The sequence below is a fragment of the Brevundimonas sp. GW821-FHT10E09 genome, assembly GCF_058809375.1.
Genome location: NZ_JBXASO010000017.1, coordinates 43,481 through 67,810 on the forward strand (window position 1 = coordinate 43,481; position 24,330 = coordinate 67,810).

Genomic DNA, 24,330 nt, shown 5'->3' on the forward strand with positions numbered 1-24,330 from the left:
CGTCAGATCCTTAAGGTGCGGCGTCCAGCCCGAAACAAGGGAGAAGACGCATGAAACAAGTACGCGCGGGAAGCAGCCCGCGCGAGAGGGGGCCGTATAAGGGAAGAGGAGGTTCGGCGTCAAGCCGAGTCTTGGGCTTTCGAGGCCCGTCGCGCGTCGGCCGGGACTCGACTTCGTTCAGGCGTCATTCAAATGACGCGCGCTATGGGTCATATCATGAAGATCCACGCTGAACAGAAGGCCGCCATGTCTCGCCCGTCCCTGATTGATCGCCTGTCCAAACGCGCCCTGTCCCTGAAGGTCTGGGCCGTGCTGGCTCCGGTCATGGCCGGCGGCGTCCTGCTGGCCGCCCCCGCCCTGGCCCCGGCCCAGACGGCCGCCCAGAGCGAAGTCCTGCCCGGCTACTGGGAATATACGACCAGCGCGCTCGGCCAACGCGACACCGAACAGAAATGCGTGCGGCCCAGCGAGATCAACCGCTTCTTCGGCGGTCTGTCGACCAACCGCTGGCGCTGCACCTATCCGACCCGCGTGGTCGGGGACGGCCGGGCGCGGTTCGAGGGGACGTGTCAGGACAAGAAGGGCCGCCGGGTCAATGTGCGGCTGACCGGCGCCTATGAGGACACCAGCTTCAGCTTCCGCGGCGGGGCCCAGCTGCTGCGCGGCACCCCCTATATTCCCGCCACCATCACGGCGCGCCGCATCAGCGCCCAGTGCCCGGCCGATGCGGAGTATTTCTGAGCCTCAGACGGGTTCGGAGCGGGCGACCACATAGGTGTGCATCTGGTCGTCCGTCGAGAGACTGACGTATTCGCCGGTCTCCAGGCGTTCGTCGGCCAGACGGAAACCGTGGACGTCGTCCGCGTCGCCGGGTTCGAAATCCAGGAACCAGCGGTCGGGGGCGGCGTGACGCAGCCGACCGAAGGCCAGGGTGGCGCCGTGCGAAAAGCGGCGGACCCGGCATTTTTCCGGCGCTTCTCGCCAGACGGCGGCGTCCAGGCGGCGCTCGGCCGTCAGCGGCGCGAGAATATCATAGCCCGCCTCGGGATCGCCCGCCGGGGCCTGCGGCTCGCGCGCCAGTTCCAGACGGATGTGATGAAAGCCCAGCGGGGCGGCGGGGTCGGCGTCGGTCATGGTCGGCTCCTGATCAAGGGCCATGTGGACGTCGAAGCCGCAGGCGCGCCTTGATGTCGGTCAAACCAAAAAGGCCCCGGATCGTTCCGGGGCCTTTCCGTTGGTTCGAGGCGGAAGCCCCAACCTGTATTCAGGCGGCTTCGGCGGTCGGGATCGGCTTCTTGGCGCTGAGCGACTTGGCCAGCAGTTCGACGGCGGCGTCCTTGTCGATCTTGTTGGCGGCGGCGACTTCGCGCGCCATCCGGTCCAGGGCCGATTCATAGAGCTGGCGCTCCGAATAGGACTGTTCCGGCTGGGTGTCGGCGCGGTGCAGGTCGCGGACCACTTCGGCGATGGAGATCAGGTCGCCCGAGTTGATCTTGGCCTCGTATTCCTGGGCGCGACGCGACCACATGGTGCGCTTGATGCGGGCGCGCCCCTTCAGGGTGGTCAGGGCCTTGGTCACGACGTCGTCGGCGGCCAGCGAACGCAGGCCGGCCGTCGCAGCCTTCTTGGTCGGGACGCGCAGGGTCATCTTCTCGTGGTCGAAGGTCACGACATAGACTTCCAGCGACATGCCCGCGACTTCCTGAGTCTCGACCGCCGCGACTTTGCCGACGCCGTGCGCCGGATAGACGACCGCGTCGCCAACCTTGAACTCCAGACCAGTCTTGCTCGTCATATTCGTCCTTTCCCGGTCAGGGCCGGGCGACGCGAAGGCGCAGGAAACGCAAACAGGATCTCGGCCGCCGGATCTCTCCGTCGGTCGGGATGATGCTGGGCGTCAAATGCGGAAACGGATCACCAAACCTCTGGCCGATCCCGTCTGTGGGCGGGATTCTGTCGCAAACACGGGCGGCGCGAAGATTTCGCGGACCGCCCGATCCAATGAAACAGAACCTATCACAAATTTGCGGAATTTCAAAACGTCCACAGGGCGGACGTGGATTTGCGACAGTTCAACCTTGGCCGTTCGGCGGGGCGAGGCGCCGAAAGTCGTCGAGAAATCAGGAGCCCTTGCCGGGCTTGGGGCTGAAGTATTTCTCGTACTTGCCCGTCTCGCGCTCATATTGTTCGCGGTCGGCGGGGGGCGTCCCCTTGACGGTGATATTGGGCCAGACCTTGGCGTATTCGGCGTTGACCTGCAGCCACTTGCCGTCCGGCTCGTCCTCGGTGTCGGGCACGATGGCGTCGACGGGGCATTCCGGCTCGCACACGCCGCAGTCGATGCACTCGTCCGGGGCGATGACCAGGAAGTTCTCGCCCTCGTAGAAACAGTCGACGGGGCACACCTCGACGCAGTCCATGAACTTACATTTCACGCAGGCGTCGGTGACGATGTAGGTCATGGGGCGGCGAACGGGGGCGAAACTGTGGGTGGGAGGCCTGCGACATGGCGGCCACGCAACCAACTGTCAACAGCGCGGCTTAAGGTGGGAGACGTTCGCAGGCGGTCTGACACGACTTGACAACAGTCAGGCTTAATCGCAACTGTGTTGATTGCATATAACGATCCTCTTCAACCGGAACATTCCCCATGCGCACCCCCTTCATGAAACACGCCCTCGCCGGCGCCCTGGCCGTCAGCCTCGCCGCCGGCGGCGCGGTGGTGGCCCAGGCCGCCCTGACCAAGACCCCGTCGGAAGTGACCGCCGGCGCCTATGACCTCGATTCCGGCCACGGCAAGATCACCTGGTCGGTGAACCACCTCGGCTTCTCGACCTACACGGGCCAGTTCGTGAACGTGAAGGCCGAGCTGAAGCTGGACGTCGCCAATCCCTCGGCCTCCACCCTGACCGCCACCATTCCGCTGACCGACGTGGCCCCGAACGACGACAAGCTGAAGGCCCACCTGCAGACCGCCGACTTCTTCGACACCGCCAATCATCCGACGGCGACCTTCGTCTCGCGTTCCGTGACGGTCGACGCCGATGACGCCAACGAGGCGACCGTGGTCGGCGATCTGACCCTGCGCGGCGTGACCAAGCCCGTGACCATCGAGGTCGAGTTCAACCAGGCCGGAACCGCCATGGGCGCCTACAAGGCCGGCTTCGACGGGGAAGCTGTCATCAAGCGCTCGGACTTCGGCATCAACTACGCCCTGCCGGCCGTGTCCGACGAGGTGAAGCTGCACATCGAGGGCGAGTTCGTCCTGAAGCAGTAAGCGATTTTCGCGCCGGGCCCCTGGCCCTCAGGGCGCGATGATCAGGGAATAGAGGGCGCGGGCTTCTTCAGGCGGCCCGCGCCTTTCGCCCATCGCCTCCACCCGCAGGGTCGTGACCCGGCCGTTCTGGGCGAAGGTCAGCAGATCGCCGGGGCGGACGCAGCGGCTGGGCTTGTCCAGCCGGATCTCCCGCCCCTGATGCGTCAAACGCATCGCGCCGCGTTCGACGAGGGCGGCGGCCAGGCTTCGCGTCTTCAAGAAACGCGCCCGCCACAGCCAGATGTCGATGCGGCAGGACGAATCCGTCTCGCTCATTCCACGGTTGTTCCTCGCATTGTTCCGCTCATTTCGATCGCGGACCTGAAACTTCCAAATCGGCAAAGGCGACGGCGCGCCAGAACTTTTAATCGCAGCCGAAACGAATTCGGCTGCGTGAGCGGCGCCTGCAAGTCTGCCCTCTGAGCCTGAAGCCTTCAGCATGCAAGAAGTCTTGCCATCAAGTTCTATATATGTAGACTTATTGACATGACCCGATCTCGTCGCCCTTCCGCTCAGACCATAGCCGTGCTCGAGGTATTGGCGCGTCAAGCCGACGCCTGGTTCTATGGGCTTGAGGTCGCGGATGCGACCGGACTGAAATCCGGCAGTCTTTACCCCATCCTTATTCGATTGGCCGAGCGCAACTGGTTGGAGAGCCAGTGGCTGGAGCCAGAAAAGCCGGGGCGGCCCGCGCGTCACGCCTATCGGATCACTGCAGCCGGCCGGGCCGCCTTGCGGGCGGCCATGGCGCCTTCGCCGTCGTCGATCCTGGGGAGATCACTGTCATGAACCTGATGTTGTTCTTATCGCGCGGCATGATGCAGCTTGCCGGGAAGCTCGCCCCGCCTTCCCGGACTGGCTGGAAGGCGGCGATGCAGGGCGAGTTCGCGGCGATCCAGGAGGAGGGGCGGGCCCTGTCATGGTCGGCCGGATGTCTAGGGGCGGCGCTGGGATGGCGGATCGCGCGGGAAACACCGTTCATGGCGGCGGTGATCCTCGCATCGGCTGTCGCCTATCTCGCCTACATGGCGCTGTTCTGGATGACAGATTATGCGGTCGGCGACTCGCTGAGTCTGATGATGTGGCGGCAACAGGCCTGTATCGCTGCAGTCTGTTTGATCTGTAGCCTGGCCTGGCCCCGACGGGTGGCGTTCATCGCCTTGGCCATTCCGCTGAGCTTTGGCGGCGGGGCGTTCCTGCAGTTTGTGTGGAACGACGTTCTGACGCCCAGGGACGCCTATCCCGGCTATCATGCTTGGTCCGCTTGGTATTCGGCGTTTTCCGCCGTCGTCGGGGAGGTTTGGCCCGGTGCGGCGGGCGCTTTGGCCGGTGTCTTTATTGCAAAGGCTTGGCGACGAGCGGCGATGTCGCGCCGGTCAGGCGCGGGTTTGCCATAAGGCCGCCATCACGGTTTCGAACCGCGCCACGAAGTCCATACGTCAGACCGCCGCCGTCTTCTTGCGAGGGCGACGACGTTTGGCGCGCGCCGGGGGCGCCGGGGGCGTCGGGGGCGCTGTCAGGACGGCCAGGGCGGCGAAGGGCGAATCCTTGGGCGGCTTCGGCGCGACGCCGGGCTTGTCGGGCTGGCGGGCGCGTTCGGTCTTCAGGGCGGCGATGACCTGTTTGGCCTGATCGGCGGTCCAGCCCAGGTCGATCAGGGCGGCGTCGGACAGGCGGCCGCGGTCTGCGGTATTGGCGGCGCGCAGATCGGCCATCTTCTCCAGGGTCTCGACGGGCGCCAGCCAGCGGCCGGCCGCGCGCAGGCCGTGGGCCGAGAGCAGGCGGGGCGAGGGCGGTTCGGGCGGCGCGGGGATCAGATCGGGCGTCGCGGGGATCAGGGGGGCGTCCAGGAAGGCCTGGGCGAAATGGCGGGCGCGGGGCTTCTGCAGGCCGGGCAGCCAGACGGAATGGGCGCCGACGCGGATGGCGAAGCTTTTCAGCGTGCGCCGCTCGACCTGGCTGAGGGCGGCCAGGTCGCGTTCGACGTCGCGACGGTCGATCAGGCCCCCGGCCTCGATCAGGCGGAAGGCGATCCCGCGGGGCAGACCCTTGAGCGCGCCGGACTCGACCGCCTGACGCAGGCGGCGCAGGTCGCGCAGGGCGCGGCCGGCCTCGAACGCCAGCCAGGCCTCGATCCGACGCTTGGCGCGCTCGCGGGCGGGCGTCGGACCCAGTTCGCCCAGCAGGCGGACGGAGGGCGAGAAGGGATCGGCGCCGGTCGGCGTGGACTGGATCTGGGCGGTCAGGACGCCGCGCCACAGGACGGCCCCGTCCGGCGTGACGGCGAAGGCCTCGTCGGTCTCGGCGGCCAGACGACCCAGGCGGCGGTTGATCTCGGGCGTGACGGCGCGGACCGCCGCCTGGCGCAGGGTGCGGTCCTCCAGGGCGGAGGCGCCCTTCTCCATCTGGAATCGAACGCCTTCAAGCTGGCCCACCACCTGGCCCTCGACCGTCACCTCGCCGTCGTCGGCGACGCCCGCGAACGTATCCTCGCGGACGTTCAGGGCCCGCATCAGGGCGGTTGTGCGGCGATCGACGAACCGGGCGGTCAGCCGCTCGTGCAGGACGTCGGACAGGCGGTCCTCCAGCGCCCGTGTCTTGTCGCGCCAGCCCTGGGCGTCGTGAACCCAGTCGGGGCGGTTGGCGATGTAGGACAGGGTGCGGACGGCCGAGAGCCGGGCCGACAGCTGGTCGATCTGGCCGTCGTCGCGATCCACGAAGGCGAAGCGCGGCGCCATCCAGTCGTCGGTCAGCCGGCCCCGCTTGCCGGTCAGGGCGTGGAAGACGTCCCTGGCCAGGCGGGCGTGCTCGTCCAGCGTCGTCTTCTGGAAGTCGGGCAGCTGGCAGGCTTCCCACAGCCGCATGACGGCGCCGCGCGAACGGCCGATGCGGGCCACTTCCTCGTCCTTGATCAGGCGGCGCAGCAGGGTCTCGTCCAGGGCTTCGGCCGTCAGGCTGAGGCCGCTGCGCTGGGGCGTGACCGTCAGGGAGCGCAGCAGGTCGGGCAGGGTGTCGAAGTCCAGTCTGGCGTTACGCCATTCCGCCGCCTCGACCGGATCGAACCGGTGCTCGACCACCTGTTCCACCAGATCGGCGTCCAGATCCTCGGCCTCGGCCGTGACGCCGAACGTCCCGTCGCGCAGATGGCGGCCGGCGCGGCCGGCGATCTGGCCGATCTCGTGGGCGTGCAGCCAGCGGGTCCGCCGTCCGTCGAACTTGCGCAAGCCAGCGAAGGCGACATGGTCCACATCCATGTTCAGCCCCATGCCGATGGCGTCGGTGGCGACCAGGAAGTCCACCTCGCCCGACTGGTAAAGGGCGACCTGGGCGTTGCGGGTGCGGGGCGAGAGGCTGCCCATGACCACGGCCGCCCCGCCCCTCTGGCGCCGGATCAGTTCGGCGATGGCGTAGACCCGCTCGGTCGAGAAGGCGACGATGGCGCTGCGGCGGGGCAGGCGGGTCAGCTTCTTGGAGCCGGCGTAGGACAGGGTGGACAGCCGGTCGCGGGTCACGATCTCGACGTCCGGGACCAGACGGCGGATCAGGGGCTCCATGGTCCCGGCGCCCAGGAACATGGTCTCGAACCGGCCGCGCGCGTGCAGCAGCCGCTGGGTGAAGACGTGGCCGCGCTCGGGGTCGGCGACCAGCTGGATCTCGTCGATAGCCAGGAATTCCACCGACCGCTCCAGCGGCATGGCCTCGACGGTGCAGACGAAATAGTGCGGGCGCGGCGGGACGATCTTTTCCTCGCCCGTGATCAGGGCGACGGCGGCGGCGCCGCGCTGCCTGACGATCCGCTCGTAGATTTCGCGGGCCAGCAGCCGCAGCGGCAGGCCGATCATGCCCGAGGCGTGACCCAGCATCCGCTCGACCGCCAGATGGGTCTTGCCGGTGTTGGTGGGCCCCAGCACCGCCGTGACGCGGGAAGGGGCGAGGCCTGCGGACCGGTCGCTCATGACCCCTGCAAGGTGGCGATGATCGCCGTGCGGCTCAAGGGCCTTTTCAGACTTCGGCGCAGCGCAGCCCCATCCGCACCAGCATGGACAGGCTGGTGGCCTGCATCTTCTGCATCACCTTGGCGCGGAAGATCTCGACCGTTCGGGGGCTGATGCTGAGGCTGATGGCGATTTCCTTGTTCGACTTGCCGTCGATCAGGGCCTCGAACACCTGACGTTCGCGCGGCGTCAGACTGGCCAGGCGGGACGTCGCCTCCTCGCGCGCCTCGCTCTCGACCTCCTGGCGCTCCAAGGCGGACAGACAGCCGCGCACGGCCTCGAGAATACGGTTCGGGTCGAAGGGTTTTTCGATGAAGTCGACGACGTCCGCCTTCATCAGCTGAACCGCCAGAGGCACCTCGGCGTGACCGGTGATGACGATCACGGGCCAGGTCTCGCCGCGCAATCGAGACAGATGACGGATCAACTCGGCGCCTTCCATCTGCGGCATGCGCAGATCGGTGATGACGCAGGCCGTCTTTTCTTCGGGCAGGGCGTCCAGGAAGGCGGTGGCGCTGGGGAAGCCGCGGGCGCGAATGCCCTCGCCCCTCAGGAGCATCAATAGCGAATCCCGCAAGGCCTGATCGTCGTCGATCACGAAGACGGAGTGTTGAGTCATGCGGCTTCGAGCTCCAAGACGGGAGAAAGACAGAAGGAGAAGGCCGCGCCGCCCAGCGGACTGCGGCCGACGGTCAGGACGGAGTCATGGCTCTCGATGATTGAGCGGGTGACGGACAGGCCCAGGCCCATTCCGCTCGCCTTGGTCGTGGTCATCGGCTGGAAGATCCGGTCCATCTGGTCCTCCGGAATTCCAGGACCATCGTCTTCTACGATGATCTCGTAACCTTGGTTTCCAAGACTGCGGCCGGTGATGCGCACCAGGCCGAGTTCGCGCCCCGCGACGGCGTCGACGGCGTTGCGGACCAGATTGTTGATCGCTTGCTGGAACTGGATGCGATCCGCCAGCACATGATCGCCAACGTCGCGCACATCGACGCGAATCACCACCCCTGTGTCCATGCGGATCAGGTCGAAGAGGGGGCGCAGGTCTTCGATCATCGAGGAGACGCGCTGGTCCGTGAGTTCGCGGGCGCCGGTCGAGACGAATTCGCGCATGCGGCGAATGATGTCGCCGGCCCGAATGAGCTGGGTCTTGGCCAGATCCAGGGCGCGGCCGGCGCTGTCGCCCAGCGGCCCCGCCCGGGCGATGTCGGTCTGGCCTGCATGCAGATAGACCGTGGCGGCCGTCAGGGGCTGGTTCAGTTCGTGCGCCAGAGTCGCCGCCATTTCGCCCATGGAGTTCAGCCGCCAGCTCTTGCTGAGCTGGTTCATCAGGTCGCGCATGCGCTCATTGGCGGCCGTGGTTTGCCGCTGGTCGCCGAGGGACAGCACCATCCGCTCGGGATCCACGCTCGGGGAAAGAAGGCTGGCGTGGATCGTCATGGGGACGATCTCTCCGTCCGGCCGCCGCGCCAACCAGGATCCGGTCGCCGGAAGGGACAGCGGGGCGCCCTCGATCACGGCGGCGAGCGCGGTCGTGTCAAAATCGGTGGCGAAGGTGCTGAAGGGGCGAGATAGGGCCTCTTCAGGCGTGACGCCGAGCAGATCGGCGGCGGCCGGGGTGATTCGCAGAATGCGGCCCTCGCCGTTCAAGGTCACGACCGGAACGGAGGCCAGTATGCTGTCCAACAGGGCGCTGCGGCTGGCCAGACGGTGACAGACCTCCGCCATCACAAGGGCTACGGCGACGAACAGGGCGGCGTGGACGACGGCGTTCGCAATCCCCTGTCGAGGCAGGATCAGCATGTCGGCGATGACGGACAGGACGATCGCCGTGAAGGTCGCCGGGCGCTGGGCCACCAGGGCGGTCGCCATCACCGCCGCCAGCATGGGCAGATAGTGGACGTGGCCGACAGTCTGGATAGTCAGGCGGAAAGCCGATCCAACCAATACGCACCCGGCGGCAAGCAAAAAGCCGCCCCAATACGTCCGGGCAAATCGAACCATAAGCCGGGGCAGAGCAGGTCTAGTAGAAGCCGCCGGTCGTGCTTGCATCATGCGATATTTCGCATCTGCGAAACCATTGTCGTCACGTCCCTGCCGCTTTTTTGACCCAATCTCTATATCATTCCTGAAGTTAGAGAAAAGCACGCATAATTAATTTTTGCGATCATGTTCGCCTGATGGGCGAAAATTCCCGTCGGCGCGGAGTGGGCCGCCACGCTTACGCATTCCTACCTAGGGTGCGGTTCAGAAATCATATTAATCATCATCTCATGGTTCCCGGGCAGAATGCAGATGCTCCGAGGTTGTTGATGTTCCCCGAAATCCTTCTCCAAAGCCCGTCGACGTCCAGGCGTTTGACCGACCCGCGCCAAGCGCAGGCCGGCGGATGTCCGGCGGTCGCGGCGGCTGCAGGCGGATCGGGATGCGACCTCGGGAGACTCCACTCGGACGGGTTCGCCGTCTCTGCGGATTCGATCTGATTTTTGCGATACCGAGGAGAGTACGCGTGAAGTTGACTGAAAACATGCCGGTTGGGCGCAAGCTGTTCAGCGCGTTTGCGCTGGTGCTGGTCGCCATCGCCGTCATGGGCGCCGTCGTTGTGGCGAATCTATTGGCCCTCCAGAGCGCGGGCGAGGATCGCAGCATTGAGAACGCCATGACCCGCGCCACGGCCCGGGCGGAATTCTATCTGGCCAAGCAGGAGAACGCCTATCGAGGCTACCTGCTCTCGGGCGATCCCTACTACACCGAGCGACTTGACGCCCACCGCGCCAAATTCATCGCCGCCCTGGAAGAAGAGCGCGCCGGCCTGCCTGCGGATCGCACGGCGCCGATAGACCGGGCGATCAAGGCGAACGCCGAATGGTACAAGAACGTCGTCCAGGTCGGACAGGTCCTGGTGCGCGAAGGCCGCGTGGAGGAAGCCGAGAACATGGTCGGGCGCGAAGGCGTCGCGGACACCTATATCGCGCCGGCGGAAGAGGCGGTCGATGAGCTGAAGGCCGCCAACGAAGCGGCGCTGGTGGTTACGCGCGACGCGCAGGCGACGGCGACCAAGAACGCCATGCTGGCGGTGATGATCGGTCTGGTCTCCGTTCTGCTGCTGTCCCTGGCCGTCGGTTTCGGCGTGACCCGCGCCATCGTGCGGCCGACGATGAGCATGATCGGCTATATGCAGAAGCTGATGGCGGGCGACACCTCGATCCAGATCGTCGGCGCCGACCGCAAGGACGAGTTCGGCAAGATGGGCCAGGCGATCGTCGCCTTCCGCGACGCCGCCGTCGAAAAGACCCGCATCGAGGCCGAGGCCGCCTCGACCCGCTCGATGAGCGAGACCGAGCGTCTGGCCAATGAAGCCGAGAAGGCGCGCATCGCCGAAGAGGATCATGTCGCCCTGACGGCCCTGGCCGACGGCCTGGCCGCCATGTCGAACGGCGATCTGACCCACCGGTTCACAGCAGAGGTCGCCCCGCGCGCCGAGAAGCTGAAGACCGACTTCAACACCGCCATCGCCCAGTTGCAGCAGGCCATGGGCGTGGTCCTGGGCAATGTGGCGGGCATTCGCTCGGGCGCCGGCGAGATTTCGCAGGCCGCCGACGACCTGTCGCGCCGCACCGAACAGCAGGCGGCTTCGCTGGAGGAAACGGCGGCCGCCCTGGACGAGATCACCGCCACGGTGAACAAGACCGCCTCCGGCGCCCGCCAGGCCTCGGACGTGGTCCAGGCCGCCAAGGGCGACGCGGAAACCTCGGGCGTCATCGTCCGCGACGCCGTCTCGGCCATGCAGGCGATCGAGGGTTCGTCATCCCAGATCAACCAGATCATCGGCGTGATCGACGAAATCGCCTTCCAGACCAATCTGCTGGCCCTGAACGCCGGCGTGGAAGCGGCGCGGGCTGGCGAGGCCGGTCGCGGCTTTGCGGTGGTGGCCTCCGAAGTGCGGGCCCTGGCCCAGCGTTCGGCCGAGGCGGCGAAGGAGATCAAGACGCTGATTTCCGCCTCGACCACCCAAGTGGGCTCGGGCGTGAAACTGGTCGGTCAGACCGGCGAAGCCCTGCAGCGGATTGTGGATCGGGTCGCCGAGATCGACGGCCTGGTCACGGAGATCGCGGCCTCGGCCCAGGAACAGGCCGTCGGCCTGGCCCAGGTCAATACGGCCGTGAACCAGATGGACCAAGTCACTCAGCAAAATGCTGCGATGGTCGAGCAGTCGACCGCCGCCAGCCATTCGCTGGCCCAGGAGGCGGAAGCCCTGCAGACGTCCGTGGCCCAGTTCAAGGTCGGCCAGGGTTCAGAGGGTCATGCCGCCGCCGCCCGTCGCAGCCCGGCGCCCGCTCGCCCCGCCCCTGCGCCTCAGGCCGCGCCCAAGCCCGTCAATCGCATGATCCAGGCCCTGAAGACCGTCGGCCGCGGCGGCGCCGCGCCCAAGGTCGAGGCCGATCCGGAAGGTTGGGAGGAGTTCTGATGATTCCGTCTTCAAAGGCTATTTACCAAAGCTGTGCCATGCATGGTCTTGGGGCAGACGAAGGGAACTTCTCATGACGGACGCCATCGTGCTGGCGACGGTGCTGGATATGAATGCGGCCGAGCCTTTGAAGGCGGAGCTGCTGGCGCGACGGGGTCAGCCGGTCACGCTGGACGCCTCGAACGTCGAGCGTCTGGGCGGTCTCTGCCTGCAGGTGTTGTTGTCGGCCCGCAAGACCTGGGCCGCCGACGGCGTCGATCTGACGATCACGCCTCAATCCCAAGGTTTTTCCGAACAGTGGACCGCCTTCGGCGCGTCCGAAACCAATGTCCCCGACCCCCTTGCCCAAGATCCCCTTGAAGGAGCTCTCGCGTGAAAAAGACAGTCCTGACCGTCGATGATTCCCGCACCATGCGCGACATGCTGCTGATGGCCCTGGAGGACGCGGGTTACACCGTGATCCAGGCCGTCGACGGCATTGATGGTCTGGAGACCCTGGCCGCGCAAGGCGCGGACGTGGTCATCACCGACATCAACATGCCCCGCATGGACGGCTTCGGCTTCATCGAAGGCATGCGCGCCGATCCGAACCACCGGACCACCCCGTGCCTGGTGCTGACGACCGAGAGCGACGCCGAGAAGAAGGCCCGCGCCCGCGCCGCCGGCGCCACCGGCTGGATCGTCAAGCCGTTCGATCCCGTCAAGCTGGTCGACGCCGTCCGCCGCGTCGCGGCCTAACCCTCACAGATCGATCGGCCGCAAGCCATGGACGCCTTCGAAGCCATCAAAGCCACCTTCTTCCAGGAATGCGACGAACTGCTCGCGGAACTGGAATCGAAGCTGATGCTGCTGGAACAGGGTCAGACCGACCTTGAAACCATCAACGCCGTCTTCCGCGCCGTTCACTCGGTGAAGGGTGGGGCGGGGGCGTTTGGTCTGGAGGCTCTGGTCCGTTTCGCCCACGTCTTCGAAACGCTGATGGACGAGCTGCGCGCCGGTCGCAAGCCGTGCGACACGGTGACGATCAAGACCCTGCTGCGCGCCTCCGACGTGCTGGCCGATCATATCCAGGCCGCGCAAGGCCTGGCCCCACCGGTCGATGAAGAGCGTTCGGCCGGTCTGGTTCACGAACTGGAACTGCTGACCCACGGCGGCGAGGCGCCGCCGGTGGTCGAGGAGGACGAAGACGACTTCGGCTTCGTGCCGATGGCCTTCGACGTCCCGCTGGACGAACCCCTGCCGTCCCTCGGCGAGCCTGAAGCCGTCGCAGCCGAGGCCCAGACGGGCTGGCGCATCCTGTTCAAGCCCCATGGCCGCATGTACGGCAGCGCCAACGAAGCCGGCCTGTTGCTGCGCGAACTGGGCCGCCTGGGACCGATCACGGTGTCGGTTGACGACAGCGCGCTGCCGACGCTGGACGTGCTGGTCGCCGAGGACGGCTATCTGACCTGGACCATCGATCTGACCGCGGCGATCGAAGAGAAGGTCGTGCGCGAGGTGTTCGACTTCGTCGAGGCCGACTGCGACCTGACGATCTCGCCCCTGGGCGGCGGATCGGAACCGGTCCTCGTCTTCGAGGAAGAGCCGCCGGCGGTGCTGCCCGCCAGCGACGAACTGGATATCGCGGCCCTGCTGGCCAAGGCCGCAGGCGACGCGCCCGCCGCCGAACAACCGACCCCCGACGCTGTCGCCCTCGAAGCCGTCGCCCCGGCCCCGGTTCCCGCTCCGGCCGCTCCGGCCGCTCCGGCTCCCGCTCCCGCTCCGGTCGCCGCCGCCCCGGCGCCGGCCGCGCCGATTCCGCCCGCCCAGGTCGCGGCGCCCGTCGCGCCGGCCCCTGTCACCATCCGCGTCGATCTGGACCGGGTCGATCGCCTGATCAATGTGGTCGGCGAACTGGTCATCCAGCAGGCCATGCTGTCGCAACGCGTGCTGGAAAGCGGCCTGGCCCGCTCGTCCGGCATCGCCCTGGGCCTGGAAGACCTCGAGCTTCTGACGCGCGAGATCCAGGACAGCGTCATGGCCATTCGCGCCCAGCCGGTGAAGTCGGTGTTCCAGCGCATGCCGCGCCTGGTCCGCGAAGTCGCCGACATGGTCTCCAAACAGGTTCGTCTGGTCACCGCCGGCGAGGACACCGAGGTCGACAAGACCGTGGTCGAACGCCTGGCCGAGCCCATCACCCACATGCTGCGCAACGCCATCGACCACGGCCTGGAGACGCCCGACGAGCGTATCGCCGCCGGCAAGACGGCCGAGGGCACGGTTCGCCTGGCCGCCCTGCACCGGTCCGGCCGCATCGTCATCGAAATCTCCGACGACGGGCGCGGGATCAATCGCGAGCGGGTCAAGAAGATCGCCATCGACAAGGGGCTGGTCGCGCCGGACGCCGCCCTGACCGACGAGCAGATCGACAATCTGATCTTCCTGCCCGGTTTCTCGACCGCCGCCGTGGTGTCCGACATCTCGGGCCGCGGGGTGGGCATGGACGTGGTCAAGCGCTCGATCCAGGCCCTGGGCGGCCGTATCTCGATCAGTTCGGTTCCGGGCAAGGGATCGACCTTCACCCTCAGCCTGCCGCTGACCCTGGCGGTGCTGGACGGCATGGTGGTGTCCGCCGCCGACCAGATCCTGATCGCCCCGCTGCCCGCCATCGTCGAAAGCCTGACGCCGCAAGAAGGCGACCTGCATTATGTCGGCGGGGTCGATCCGGTGATCCGCTTCCGCGACCGCTTCCTGCCCCTGATCGATGTGGCGATGACCATGGGCTTCCGCGACACCCCGGTGGTTCCGTCCGAAGGCGTCGCCGTGGTCGTCGAGACCGAGGGCGGCCAACAGGCGGCCCTGCTGTTCGACGCCATCCAGGGCCAGCGCCAGGTCGTGATCAAGAGCCTCGAGACCAACTACCAGCAGGTGGAGGGCATCGCCGCCGCCACCATCCTGGGCGACGGTCGCGTGGCCCTGATCCTCGACGTGGACGTCCTGGTCACAGACATGCGCCGCCGATCTTCCCGCCCCGATTTCAAGCTTGCGAGCTGAGCCATGACCGAAGCCAACGACTCCCAACGCGAACTCATCGCCTTCCGCATCGGCCGCCAGGAATTCTGCGTCGACATCATGTCGGTGCGTGAAATCCGCGGCTGGACCCCGGCGACGCCGCTGCCGCGCTCGCCCGGCTATATGAAGGGCGTCATCAACCTGCGCGGCACCGTCCTGCCGATCATCGACCTGGGCGCGCGCTTCGGTCTGGAGACGTCCGAGCCGACGGCCCGTCACGTCATCATGGTCGCCCATATCGGCGGCCGGATGGTGGGGCTGCTGGTGGACGCCGTGTCGGACATCCTGGAGATGAACGAGGCCTCGGTCCAGCCGACGCCCGACGTCGCCAGCGACCAAGTCAAGACCTTCGTCAAGGGGATATTCTCGATCGACGGGCGCATGATCAGCCTGATCGAACTGGACCACATCCTGCCCCATATCGAGGCTGAAGCCGCATGAATCCCGCCCCAGGACGGGGATCCATCGTCGAGGGCGAATTCGTCTTCACCGCCGAGGATTTCCGTCAGATCGCCGAAATGCTTCATGCCCACGCGGGCATCGCCCTGAACGAGGGCAAGGCGGCTCTGGTCTATTCGCGCCTGGCCAAACGGCTGCGGACCCTGGGTTTGTCGAGTTTCCGCGACTACTGCGCCCTGGTCGAGGGCGTGGACGGGGTCGACGAGCGGCAGAAGATGACGGCCGCCCTGACGACCAACGTCACCCGCTTCTATCGCGAGCCCCACCATTTCGACGACCTGCGCGACCGGGTCCTGCCGAAACTGGTCGAGCGCGCTCGCGCCGGCGGCCGGGTGCGGCTGTGGTCGGCGGCCTGTTCGAACGGGCAGGAGCCCTATTCGATGGCCCTGACGGTGCTGTCGGTCCTGCCCGAGGCGGCGGACCTGGACGTGCGCATCCTGGCCACCGACATCGACCCCAACATGGTCGCTCAGGGCCACGACGGGACCTATTCCGAAGAGGCGCTGGAACCGGCGCCGGTCACCCTTTGGCGCAAGTATTTCAACCGCGCCGATCGTGGCGCCTGGACCGCCGGGCCGCAGCTGAAACGCCTGGTGTCGTTCAAGGAACTGAACCTGATCGGCGACTGGCCGATGAAGGGCAAGTTCGACGTCATCTTCTGTCGCAACGTGGTGATCTATTTCGACGATCCCACCCAGGAGCGGGTGTGGAGCCGCTTCGTCCCCCTGATGAACCCCGGCGCCACCCTCTATATCGGCCATTCCGAACGCGTGGCTGGGCCGGCCGCCAGCCTGCTGCAGACCGCGGGCCTGACCACCTACCGCCTGGGAGCCGCATGATGAGCGCCAAGATCAAAGTCCTCGTGGTGGACGACAGCCTGACGATGCGCGGCCTGATCTCGGCCGCCCTGAAGTCGGATCCCGAAATCGAGGTCGTCGGCACGGCCGCCGATCCGATCGAGGCCCGCGCCGCCATCAAGGAGCTCAATCCCGACGTCCTGACCCTGGATGTCGAGATGCCCAACATGAACGGGCTGGAGTTCCTCGAGAAGATCATGCGGCTGCGGCCCATGCCGGTGGTCATGGTCTCGACCCTGACCGCGGCGGGCACGGACGTGACCCTGGCGGCGCTGGAAATCGGCGCGGTGGACGCGGTGGCCAAACCGGCCGTGGCCAGCGTCGACGCCTTCCACGACCTGATCGAGAAGGTGAAGACGGCGGCGCGTTCGCGCGTCCGCGCCCGCGCCGACATGCCGGCCTCGGCGGCGGCGCCCAGCGCCTATCGCCCGGCCGCCAGCCATATCCTGGCCATCGGCTCGTCGACCGGCGGGGTCGAAGCCCTTCTGACCGTTCTGAGCGGCTTCCCGGCCAACTGCCCGGCGACCATCATCACCCAGCACATGCCGGCGACCTTCACCGCCAGCTTCGCCGCCCGTCTGGACCGCGTCTGCGCTCCGACCGTGACCGAAGCCTATGAAGGCGCGCAACTTAAGGCCGGCCACATCTATCTGGCGCCGGGCGGCGCGGCGCATCTGGAGCTGACGCCCGGCATGACCCCCCGCTGCCATCTGGTGCAGAGCGACCCGGTCAATGGCCACCGTCCGTCGGTCGACGTCATGTTCGAGTCGCTTGTCCGCCTGAAGCGGCCGATGACCGGCGTGATCCTGACGGGCATGGGCAAGGACGGCGCCAAGGGCCTGAAGGCCATTCGCGACGCCGGCGGCCGCACCCTGGGCCAGGACGAATCGACCTCGGTCGTCTACGGCATGCCGAAAGCCGCCTTCGAACTGGGCGCCGTGGAACGGCAGCTGCCGCTCCACCGCCTGTCCCCCGCTATTCTAGAACTGTGCGCCGACTCGGGCGCACGGTCGATCGCCTGACCCCCGGGAGCGCCATCATGCCCGCCGCCGCCTCTCTCCACTGCCTGGTCGTCGATGATCAGATGACGATGCGCTCGCTGGTTCGCACCAGCCTGCAACAACTGGGCGTGCGCGAGATCCGCGAAGCCGCCGACGGTGAAATCGCCCTGCGCGACATCATTTCCAAGCCCGCGCACCTGATCATCTCCGACTACAACATGCCGAACCTGGACGGACTGGGCCTGCTGCGCGCCGTGCGCGCCCACCCGCCGACGTCCAAGACCGCCTTCATCATGCTGACCGGCCGCGCCGACCGCGAACTGGTGCAGCGGGCGGTGCAGTTCGGCGTCAACAACTATCTGGTCAAACCCTTCACGGTGGCCCAACTGAAGGGCAAGCTGGAAGCCGTCTTCGGTCCGCTGACATGAGTTTCTCGGCCCTCAAGGACAACAAGGAAAAACGACTGCACGTCGGCCAGGGCGAGCATCATATCACGTCCGACCCGGACGTGGTCCTCAGCACCATTCTGGGCTCCTGCGTGGCCATGTGCCTGCGCGATCCGGTCGCCGGGATCGGCGGGATGAACCACTTCCTGCTGCCCGAGGGATCCGGCGCGGGAACTGACGCGGGGCGTCGCTACGGCGCCTATGCGATGGAGCTTCTGATCAACGACTTGCTGAAGGCCGGCGGACGCCGCGAGCGGCTGGAGGCCAAGCTGTTCGGCGGCGGGCGGATGTTCGACAGTCTGCGCGACGTCGGCCGTTCCAACGCCGACTTCGCCGAGAAATTCCTGCGTGACGAAGGCATTCCCGTGGTGGGCGGCAGCCTGCGCGGGGACGGCGGACGCCGCCTGCACTACTGGCCGGTGACCGGCAAGGCCATGCAGCGCGCCGTCACCGACACCGTCGCGCCCAAGCCCGTCCCCGTCGTTCGGCCCCCCGTCGATACGGGCGCCCTGGAGCTCTTCTGATGCACGCCCCTCCCGAACACGCCCACCTCCTGGTCGCCGTCGCCGACGAGCTGATGCGTGTGCGCGAGGGGATCGATCACGTCGAGGCCCTGGTCAGCCGTCTGGTGCGGCGCGCGCCGGCGGAGGATCGGGCGGAGGCCCTGACCGAGGCCCAGGCCCTGGACGCCCTGACCCAGAGGCTGGAAGCCCTGTCCGGCGTGTTGAGAATGCTGGGCGACGGCGCGACACCGGCGGAATCCGTGAGCCGGATCTCCCTGGCCGACATGGCGGTGCGCCTGCGCCCCGCCGCCGGCGTCAAGACGACCGAGGCTGCCGATTCGGGCGACCTCATGCTGTTCTGACGCCGTGCACAAGACGCCGGACAAGATCAATCTGGCGCATTCGACGGTTCTGCTCGTCGATGATCAGCCGACCTCGCTCGATCTTCTGAGTTCGATCGTTCAGGGGTTCGGAGTTCGCGAACAGCTGAAGTGTCCCTCGGCCAAGGATGCGGTCGAACTGGTGCAGCGCCGGTCCGTCGACCTGATCCTGATCGACTGCGCCATGCCCGAGATGGACGGCTACGATTTCGTCCGCTGGCTCAGGCGAGAGGCGTCCGAGCCGATCCGCTTCACGCCCGTCATCATGATCCTGGGCCACGCCGCCCGCGCCCTGGTCGCCAAGGGGCGCGACTGCGGCGCCAGCTTCATCGTCGCCAAACCCCTGACTCCGGCGGTCCTGCTGAAGCGGATCATCTGGCTGGGCGGCGAAACGCGCCAGTTCGTCGAAGTCGAAAACTACGTCGGACCCGATCGCCGCGTGCGCAACTATGGTCCCCCGCCCGGGGAGGAAGGCCGCCGCCAGACCGACCTGTCGGGTGAACTGGGCGAGGCCGTCGAGGCCAATATGGATCAGGACGATATCGACATGCTGTTGAAGCCGATGAAGGTGGCCCTGTGACCGCAGATGCGACCCCGCCCCGTCTCCGAAACGTCCAGACGTCGCTTCAGCGCCAGATGGCGCGCCCAGGCGGCGTGCCCATCGCGGACGCCGTCGCGCGCGCCGAAGAGGGGCTCGGGGAACAGCGCGGCCGGACCTTGCTTGTGCTTCAGGACAAGGTCGACGCCCTGAACCGCCTGTGCGCCGACCGCCCGGCCGGCGCCGACGGCGAGGTCTACGCCCTGGCGTCGGCCCTGGTCGACATGTCCGGCTTCATGGAGGTCCCGCCCTTCTATGCGGCGGCCTACAGCCTGTGCGACGCCGCCCACCGGATGGCCGCCGCCGACGCCTGGTCCTGGCCCGAGGTCCAGGTCCACGCCCGCGCCCTGAGCCTGATCCTGGCGAACGACTGCCAGGGCGGCGAGGCCGTCGATCAGATGCTGGCGGGTCTGCGCGCCGTGGCCGAACAGGCCGTGCACCCCGGTTAACGCCGCCCTTCCCGAATCCGGAACAGGGGCGAAACGAATCAGGACCGAATCGGACACAAGTCTCGATTCGCGATTTGTTCACCGCAAGATATTGTATCTTAAGATCTATTAACCACAACCGGATCGTTGCGGCAAGGTCCCGGTCCAGGACCGAAATCGCACATCGACCCCCGCCCCATCTTTCCCCCCGCCCGACGAACCGCTAGGTCATCCCGCGTGGCCCCGTAGCTCAGCCGCATAGAGCAAGGCTTTCCTAAAGCCGAGGTCGGAGGTTGGAGTCCTCCCGGGGTCGCCATGTTTTGTCGAGACCACTTAGAACTCGCTCAAAACACACCGAGGCTGCCTAAATTTGCGATTGGATCGCAAAGCTTTGTGGGTCGCCCGGGCGCCATTTCCCGAAGTTGCCCATTCCCGAGCCGGAGAGCGTGATCAGCCGCAGCGATCGTTTCGGGTCGATGAGCGACATTTAAGCGCGTCACCCGTCATTGGAGAAAGCGCATCTCCCGGATATAGCGCTAAACCAACAGGCGGCGAAGAGCCGCAAGCGTCGGGAGAAAACACATGAAGCTGCACGTCTGTCTATCCGCTCTGTTGGCGGTGATGGCCTCGGGCCAAGGCGTCCAGGCGGCCACGCCTGACGCCTATCGCGATCTGAATCACAACGGTCGTCGCGACGTGTACGAGGATGCAGGTCAGTCGATCGACGCGCGCGTCGATGATCTGGTGCGCCAGATGACGCTGGAAGAAAAAGTGGGCGCCATGATGCATGGCAGCCTGCCGGCAGGCGACGAACTGGGGCACGGCGGCGCGATCTATGACCTCGACCAGGTCGGGGTCATGATCGGCGAACGCCATCTGAACAGCTTCATCACCCGTCTGGTCGTGACGCCGCGTCGGTTGGCCGAGCAGAACAATGAAGTCCAGAGGCTGGCCGAACAGACCCGTCTGGGAATCCCGGTCACGATCAGCACCGATCCCCGCAACCACTTCCAGGCGGTGCTGGGCGCCAGCACCGCCGGCGGTGGATTTTCGCTGTGGCCTGAAACCCTGGGCCTGGCCGCCACGGGCGACGCCGACCTGGTTCGCCGCTTCGGGGAGGTGGCGCGCCGTGAATACCGGGCCGTGGGCATCCAGATGGCGCTGTCGCCCCAGGCCGACCTGGCCAGCGAGCCGCGCTGGCCGCGCGTGACGGCGACCTTTGGATCAGACCCCGCCGATGTGTCGCGGATGGTCCAGGCCTATGTGGAAGGTTTCCAGGGCGGGACGGACGGCGTGCGGCCGGACGGCGTCGCGACCGTCGTCAAACACTGGGTCGGATACGGGGCCGAGCCCGAGGGGTTTGATGGGCATAATATCTATGGGCGGGTGGCGCGGCTGGACAACGCCAGCTTCGCCGAACATGTCGCCGCCTTCGACGGAGCCTTTGCGGCGGGTGTGGCCGGCGTCATGCCGACCTATCCGATCCTTGAAGGCGTCAGCCTGGACGGCGCCCCGCTTGAGCCGGTCGCGGCCGGGTTCAATAGGCAACTTCTGACCGACCTCTTGCGGGACCAGAAGGGATTCAAGGGGCTGGTCCTGTCGGACTGGGCGATCACCAACAACTGCGACGCGGCCTGCCGTGCGCCGACCGCCGATCATCCGCAGACTGCCAAGGACATCGGCATGCCCTGGGGCGTCGAGGGGCTGACCCAGCCGGAGCGGTTCGCCAAGGGCGTGACCGCAGGGATCGATCAGTTCGGCGGGGTCAATGACGGCGCGATGCTGTTGCAGGCCGTTCGCGACGGCCAGGTTCCGGCGGCGCGCCTCGACGAGGCGGTGCGGCGCATCATGACGCTGAAGTTCCAGCTCGGTCTGTTCGACAATCCCTATGTCGATCCGGATGTCGCGGAACGGGTCGTCGGCGATCCCCAGTCTCGGGCCCAGGCCGACCTGGCCCAGCGCCGGGCGCAGGTCGTCCTGGAAGACGGCGGCCGGCCGCTGACGGCCGAGGGCGTCAAGACGGTGTGGCTCTATAATGTCGATCCGGAAGAAGCCCGTCGCCACGGCTGGGCCGTGGCGTCCGACCCGGCGCAAGCCGATCTGGCCCTGGTGCGGGTGAACGCCCCCTTCGAACGGCTTCATCCCCATCATTTCTTCGGCGCGCGCCAGAACGAGGGCCGTCTCGATTTCCGTGACGGGGATGCGGACTATGAGGCCGTCAAACAGGCACGGGCCGCGCGGCGCAGCGTGGTCGCCGTCAATCTGGATCGTCCCGCCATCCTGACCAACATCCGTGACAAGACCGACGTGCTGATCGCCACCTTCGGCGCCAGCGATGCGGCGGTCCTCGATGTGGCGACGGGCCAGGCCAAGGGCGAGGGCCGTCTCCCGTTCGAACTGCCCTCCAGCATGGCGGCGGTCGAGGCCCAGGATCCGGCCCGGCCGGACGACAGCGCCGCGCCCCTGTATCCGCGCGGATACGGACGGGGCGCCCCCCGGAACTAGGCCACGGGGGCGATGCCGGTCGAGCCGCGCTCGATCAGCTGATGCTCGACCATATGGGTGACGACAGGGCGGGGCGCATCGGGATTTCGGATCGCCTCAATTATGAGCCTGACGGCCTGGCCGGCGATTTCCGCCACGGGCTGGCGCACCGTGGTCAGCTTGGGCTCGACCCGAATGGCCAAGGGGCTGTCGTCAAACCCGGCGATGGAGACGTCGTCGGGCACGACCAGGCCCAGCTTCTGAGCGACCGCGATCGCCGCCGCCGCCATGTCGTCGTTGCACGAGAGGACGGCGGTGGGGCGTGGCGTGAGGCGCATCAGGCGGTTCATGGCGACCAGTCCTGAATCGAAGGTCAGATCGCCGTCTACGACGAGTTCAGGATCGAAAACCAGGGCGGCGTCCTGCAACGCCTCTCGATAGCCCGCGAACCGCGTGGTCGTGCTGAGGTGATTCGGCGCGCCCTTGATGAAGCCGATCCGTCGGTGCCCCAGGGCGATGAGGCGTCTGGTCATCGCCCGGGCGGCGCCCCGGTCGTCGATGCGCACGCTGGACAGTCGCGGCAGATTGTCGCCTGTGGACACGCCCATCAGGGCGATGCCTTCGAATTCCGCCAGATCGTCGGCGGTCAGGGTCTCGCAGAAGGGCGGGGCGACGAGAACGCCCTGGGCGCCGCTCCGGACCAGCTGGCGCAGGACGTTCATCGGCGACTGGTCGCCTTCGAAATCCCACCGGCCGACCAGCATCTGCGCGCCCATTCGCGAAGTGGTGTCCACGGCGCCGATCACCATGGCGCTGAGATAGTCGTTCTCGGTATTGCGGAAATGCACGCCGACCCGCTCGGGCGCCGCGCTGGCCAGGCTGCGCGCGGCGATATTCGGGACATAGTGGAGGGCTTCGACCGCCTGCATGACCGCAGCGCGGGTGGCGTCGGTCACCAACTTCTTGCCGGTCAGGACATTGGACACCGTCATGACCGAGACGCCGGCCTGGGCGGCGACCTCCTGCATGGTGACCGCGCGGGTCGATTTCCTCTGCGCTCGCGCCAAGACTCGCCTCTTGTGATTGCCGGTCTGACGTGAGGCCTGGCGGCGCAACCGTCAATGGCGCAGACCCCAAGTGCGTTTGACAACCTTCTCCGCTCATGCATTTTAGCGATAAACCGACATCAGATCGGCTTGGAGGTTTCCGTGATTCAAACGCATCGTTCCGGCTCTATGCGCGACGGCTCCGTCGCCGTTTCGGCCGCGCTGGACGGCTCGTCGCTTCGACCCCTCCTGCCTTGGGCTCTGCTGTTTCAGGCCCCGGCGTCTGCCCAGTAGGTCCGCATGACGTCCAGACAGAAATCAAGGCGTTCGGCGGCAGACCGTTTCGCCGGCATGCGCCGGATCGAGGGCGGCCGGTTCAGCATGGGCTGCGACAGCTTCTATGCGGACGAGACCCCCGTTCGCCCGGTAAAGGTCGATGGGTTCTGGATCGACGAGACGCCGGTGTGCAATCGCGACTTCGCCGCCTTTGTCGCGGACACGGGCTACGTCACCCTGGCCGAGATCGCGCCTGATCCGCGCGACTATCCGGGCATGGATCCGGCCCTGGCCCAGCCGGGATCCCTGGTGTTCACGCCGCCGCCTGGGCCTGTTCGACTGGACGACCCCATGCAGTGGTGGGCCTTCAAGCTGGGCGCGGACTGGCGCCATCCCGCCGGGCCGGAAAGTTCGATCGAGGGTCGCGAGGATCATCCTGTGGTCCACGTCGCCTTTCCCGACGCCAAGGCCTATGCGGTCTGGGCCGGCAAGAGCCTGCCCAGCGAAGCGGAATGGGAATATGCGGCGCGCGGCGGGCTGGACGGCGCCGACTACGCCTGGGGCGACGAACTGGCGCCGCAGGGCGCTCGCCTGGCGAAATACTGGGACGGCGAATTCCCGCACGCCAACCACGCCCCCGAGGGGCTGAAGACGACGGCGCCCGTCCGCAGCTATCCGGTCAACGGCTACGGTCTCTACGACATGATCGGCAATGTCTGGGAGTGGACGGCCGACTGGTATTCCGCCAGCGCCGCAGCCTCGGCCGCCAAGTCTCCGTGCTGCGCCCCCCTCAATCCCCGCGGGCCGCGCCAGGAGTCCAGCTATGACCCGGACGCGCCGGGGCGTCCAATCGGGCGCAAGGTGCTGAAGGGCGGATCGCACCTCTGCGCCGACAGCTACTGCCGACGCTATCGGCCCGGCGCACGCCATCCGCAGCCCATAGATTCCGCCACCACACATATCGGCTTTCGCTGCGTCATCCGCGCAGTCTGACACCCTGATCCCAACCTGGAGCGCTT

26 protein-coding genes and 1 tRNA gene are annotated in these 24,330 nt (G+C 66.9%); 19 read left to right on the forward strand and 8 right to left on the reverse strand.

The window, feature by feature from the left end; genetic code table 11:
• Positions 1–216 precede the first annotated feature (216 nt).
• Positions 217–741, forward strand: a complete 525-nt coding sequence (locus AC1RSI_RS14695) for a DUF3617 domain-containing protein (RefSeq protein ID WP_230307586.1) — start codon at positions 217–219, stop codon at positions 739–741.
• 3 nt (positions 742–744) lie between these two features.
• Here the strand turns inward: AC1RSI_RS14695 and AC1RSI_RS14700 are convergent, their stop codons facing one another.
• The 3 genes from AC1RSI_RS14700 to fdxA form a co-directional block, all read right to left on the reverse strand.
• Positions 745–1,134 carry a hypothetical protein gene (locus AC1RSI_RS14700; protein ID WP_040350188.1) on the reverse strand — a complete coding sequence of 130 codons (390 nt, stop codon included), beginning with the start codon at positions 1,132–1,134 and terminating at the stop codon, positions 745–747.
• A gap of 130 nt (positions 1,135–1,264) precedes the next feature.
• A complete protein-coding gene (locus AC1RSI_RS14705) occupies positions 1,265–1,795 on the reverse strand; it encodes a CarD family transcriptional regulator (RefSeq protein WP_008260268.1) in 531 nt (176 codons plus the stop codon).
• 325 nt (positions 1,796–2,120) lie between these two features.
• Entirely contained in the window at positions 2,121–2,462 is a 342-nt protein-coding gene (gene fdxA / locus AC1RSI_RS14710; protein WP_017505910.1) for a ferredoxin FdxA, read from the reverse strand.
• 188 nt (positions 2,463–2,650) lie between these two features.
• Here fdxA and AC1RSI_RS14715 point away from each other — a divergent pair, with 188 nt between their 5' ends.
• Positions 2,651–3,277 (forward strand): YceI family protein, encoded by a 627-nt coding sequence (locus AC1RSI_RS14715; protein ID WP_008259782.1) that lies wholly within the window; start codon positions 2,651–2,653, stop codon positions 3,275–3,277.
• Between the two features lie 27 nt (positions 3,278–3,304).
• Here the strand turns inward: AC1RSI_RS14715 and AC1RSI_RS14720 are convergent, their stop codons facing one another.
• Entirely contained in the window at positions 3,305–3,592 is a 288-nt protein-coding gene (locus tag AC1RSI_RS14720; protein ID WP_008260578.1) for an RNA-binding S4 domain-containing protein, read from the reverse strand.
• A gap of 210 nt (positions 3,593–3,802) precedes the next feature.
• Here AC1RSI_RS14720 and AC1RSI_RS14725 point away from each other — a divergent pair, with 210 nt between their 5' ends.
• Positions 3,803–4,105 carry a PadR family transcriptional regulator gene (locus AC1RSI_RS14725; protein ID WP_154725811.1) on the forward strand — a complete coding sequence of 101 codons (303 nt, stop codon included), beginning with the start codon at positions 3,803–3,805 and terminating at the stop codon, positions 4,103–4,105.
• The gene (locus AC1RSI_RS14730; RefSeq protein ID WP_040349778.1) at positions 4,102–4,713 is read left to right on the forward strand and encodes a hypothetical protein; all 612 of its coding nucleotides are present in this window, start codon (positions 4,102–4,104) and stop codon (positions 4,711–4,713) included. Before AC1RSI_RS14725 ends, AC1RSI_RS14730 begins: the two co-directional genes overlap by 4 nt.
• A gap of 42 nt (positions 4,714–4,755) precedes the next feature.
• Here AC1RSI_RS14730 and AC1RSI_RS14735 read toward each other — a convergent pair whose 3' ends face one another.
• From AC1RSI_RS14735 to AC1RSI_RS14745, 3 genes are read right to left on the reverse strand one after another with little or no spacing between them, the layout of a single operon-like run.
• Positions 4,756–7,272 (reverse strand): helicase-related protein, encoded by a 2,517-nt coding sequence (locus tag AC1RSI_RS14735; protein ID WP_008260677.1) that lies wholly within the window; start codon positions 7,270–7,272, stop codon positions 4,756–4,758.
• A gap of 46 nt (positions 7,273–7,318) precedes the next feature.
• Positions 7,319–7,930, reverse strand: coding sequence for a response regulator FixJ (gene fixJ, locus AC1RSI_RS14740; protein WP_040349777.1), 612 nt, complete (start codon positions 7,928–7,930; stop codon positions 7,319–7,321).
• Entirely contained in the window at positions 7,927–9,261 is a 1,335-nt protein-coding gene (locus AC1RSI_RS14745; RefSeq protein ID WP_008259907.1) for a two-component system sensor histidine kinase NtrB, read from the reverse strand. The genes fixJ and AC1RSI_RS14745 overlap by 4 nt, the downstream gene beginning before the upstream one ends.
• A gap of 580 nt (positions 9,262–9,841) precedes the next feature.
• Between AC1RSI_RS14745 and AC1RSI_RS14750 the strand changes: the two genes are divergently transcribed.
• The 14 genes from AC1RSI_RS14750 (at position 9,842) to AC1RSI_RS14815 (ending at position 22,010) form a co-directional block, all read left to right on the forward strand.
• Positions 9,842–11,782, forward strand: a complete 1,941-nt coding sequence (locus AC1RSI_RS14750; protein ID WP_154725817.1) for a methyl-accepting chemotaxis protein — start codon at positions 9,842–9,844, stop codon at positions 11,780–11,782.
• A 73-nt stretch (positions 11,783–11,855) separates the two neighbouring features.
• Positions 11,856–12,158, forward strand: coding sequence for an STAS domain-containing protein (locus AC1RSI_RS14755; RefSeq protein WP_008261250.1), 303 nt, complete (start codon positions 11,856–11,858; stop codon positions 12,156–12,158).
• Positions 12,155–12,520, forward strand: a complete 366-nt coding sequence (locus AC1RSI_RS14760) for a response regulator (protein ID WP_008263015.1) — start codon at positions 12,155–12,157, stop codon at positions 12,518–12,520. Before AC1RSI_RS14755 ends, AC1RSI_RS14760 begins: the two co-directional genes overlap by 4 nt.
• 27 nt (positions 12,521–12,547) lie before the next feature.
• A complete protein-coding gene (locus AC1RSI_RS14765; RefSeq protein ID WP_154725812.1) occupies positions 12,548–14,815 on the forward strand; it encodes a chemotaxis protein CheA in 2,268 nt (755 codons plus the stop codon).
• A gap of 3 nt (positions 14,816–14,818) precedes the next feature.
• Positions 14,819–15,274 (forward strand): chemotaxis protein CheW, encoded by a 456-nt coding sequence (locus AC1RSI_RS14770; RefSeq protein WP_008262141.1) that lies wholly within the window; start codon positions 14,819–14,821, stop codon positions 15,272–15,274.
• Complete coding sequence (locus AC1RSI_RS14775) at positions 15,271–16,131, forward strand: CheR family methyltransferase (protein ID WP_008261553.1); 861 nt, start codon at positions 15,271–15,273, stop codon at positions 16,129–16,131. The genes AC1RSI_RS14770 and AC1RSI_RS14775 overlap by 4 nt, the downstream gene beginning before the upstream one ends.
• Entirely contained in the window at positions 16,131–17,171 is a 1,041-nt protein-coding gene (locus AC1RSI_RS14780) for a protein-glutamate methylesterase/protein-glutamine glutaminase (RefSeq protein WP_035310620.1), read from the forward strand. Before AC1RSI_RS14775 ends, AC1RSI_RS14780 begins: the two co-directional genes overlap by 1 nt.
• Before the next feature lie 17 nt (positions 17,172–17,188).
• On the forward strand, positions 17,189–17,578 hold the full coding sequence (locus tag AC1RSI_RS14785; protein WP_008262387.1) for a response regulator: 390 nt from the start codon (positions 17,189–17,191) through the stop codon (positions 17,576–17,578).
• Positions 17,575–18,120 carry a chemotaxis protein CheD gene (locus AC1RSI_RS14790; protein ID WP_008263088.1) on the forward strand — a complete coding sequence of 182 codons (546 nt, stop codon included), beginning with the start codon at positions 17,575–17,577 and terminating at the stop codon, positions 18,118–18,120. Before AC1RSI_RS14785 ends, AC1RSI_RS14790 begins: the two co-directional genes overlap by 4 nt.
• Positions 18,120–18,461: a DUF8776 family protein gene (locus tag AC1RSI_RS14795; RefSeq protein WP_008258631.1), complete on the forward strand. Its 342-nt coding sequence runs from the start codon at positions 18,120–18,122 to the stop codon at positions 18,459–18,461. The genes AC1RSI_RS14790 and AC1RSI_RS14795 overlap by 1 nt, the downstream gene beginning before the upstream one ends.
• Before the next feature lie 4 nt (positions 18,462–18,465).
• Positions 18,466–19,059 (forward strand): response regulator, encoded by a 594-nt coding sequence (locus tag AC1RSI_RS14800; RefSeq protein ID WP_008260486.1) that lies wholly within the window; start codon positions 18,466–18,468, stop codon positions 19,057–19,059.
• Positions 19,056–19,526 carry a hypothetical protein gene (locus AC1RSI_RS14805; protein ID WP_154725813.1) on the forward strand — a complete coding sequence of 157 codons (471 nt, stop codon included), beginning with the start codon at positions 19,056–19,058 and terminating at the stop codon, positions 19,524–19,526. Before AC1RSI_RS14800 ends, AC1RSI_RS14805 begins: the two co-directional genes overlap by 4 nt.
• A gap of 218 nt (positions 19,527–19,744) precedes the next feature.
• A tRNA-Arg gene (locus tag AC1RSI_RS14810) sits at positions 19,745–19,821 on the forward strand.
• Between the two features lie 266 nt (positions 19,822–20,087).
• Positions 20,088–22,010 carry a glycoside hydrolase family 3 protein gene (locus AC1RSI_RS14815; protein WP_492322697.1) on the forward strand — a complete coding sequence of 641 codons (1,923 nt, stop codon included), beginning with the start codon at positions 20,088–20,090 and terminating at the stop codon, positions 22,008–22,010.
• Here AC1RSI_RS14815 and AC1RSI_RS14820 read toward each other — a convergent pair.
• The gene (locus tag AC1RSI_RS14820; RefSeq protein ID WP_447941413.1) at positions 22,007–23,056 is read right to left on the reverse strand and encodes a LacI family DNA-binding transcriptional regulator; all 1,050 of its coding nucleotides are present in this window, start codon (positions 23,054–23,056) and stop codon (positions 22,007–22,009) included. The genes AC1RSI_RS14815 and AC1RSI_RS14820 overlap by 4 nt on opposite strands.
• A gap of 279 nt (positions 23,057–23,335) precedes the next feature.
• On the opposite strand from AC1RSI_RS14820, the gene AC1RSI_RS14825 reads away from it, so the two are divergent.
• Positions 23,336–24,304, forward strand: a complete 969-nt coding sequence (locus AC1RSI_RS14825; protein WP_447941414.1) for a formylglycine-generating enzyme family protein — start codon at positions 23,336–23,338, stop codon at positions 24,302–24,304.
• Positions 24,305–24,330 lie beyond the last annotated feature (26 nt).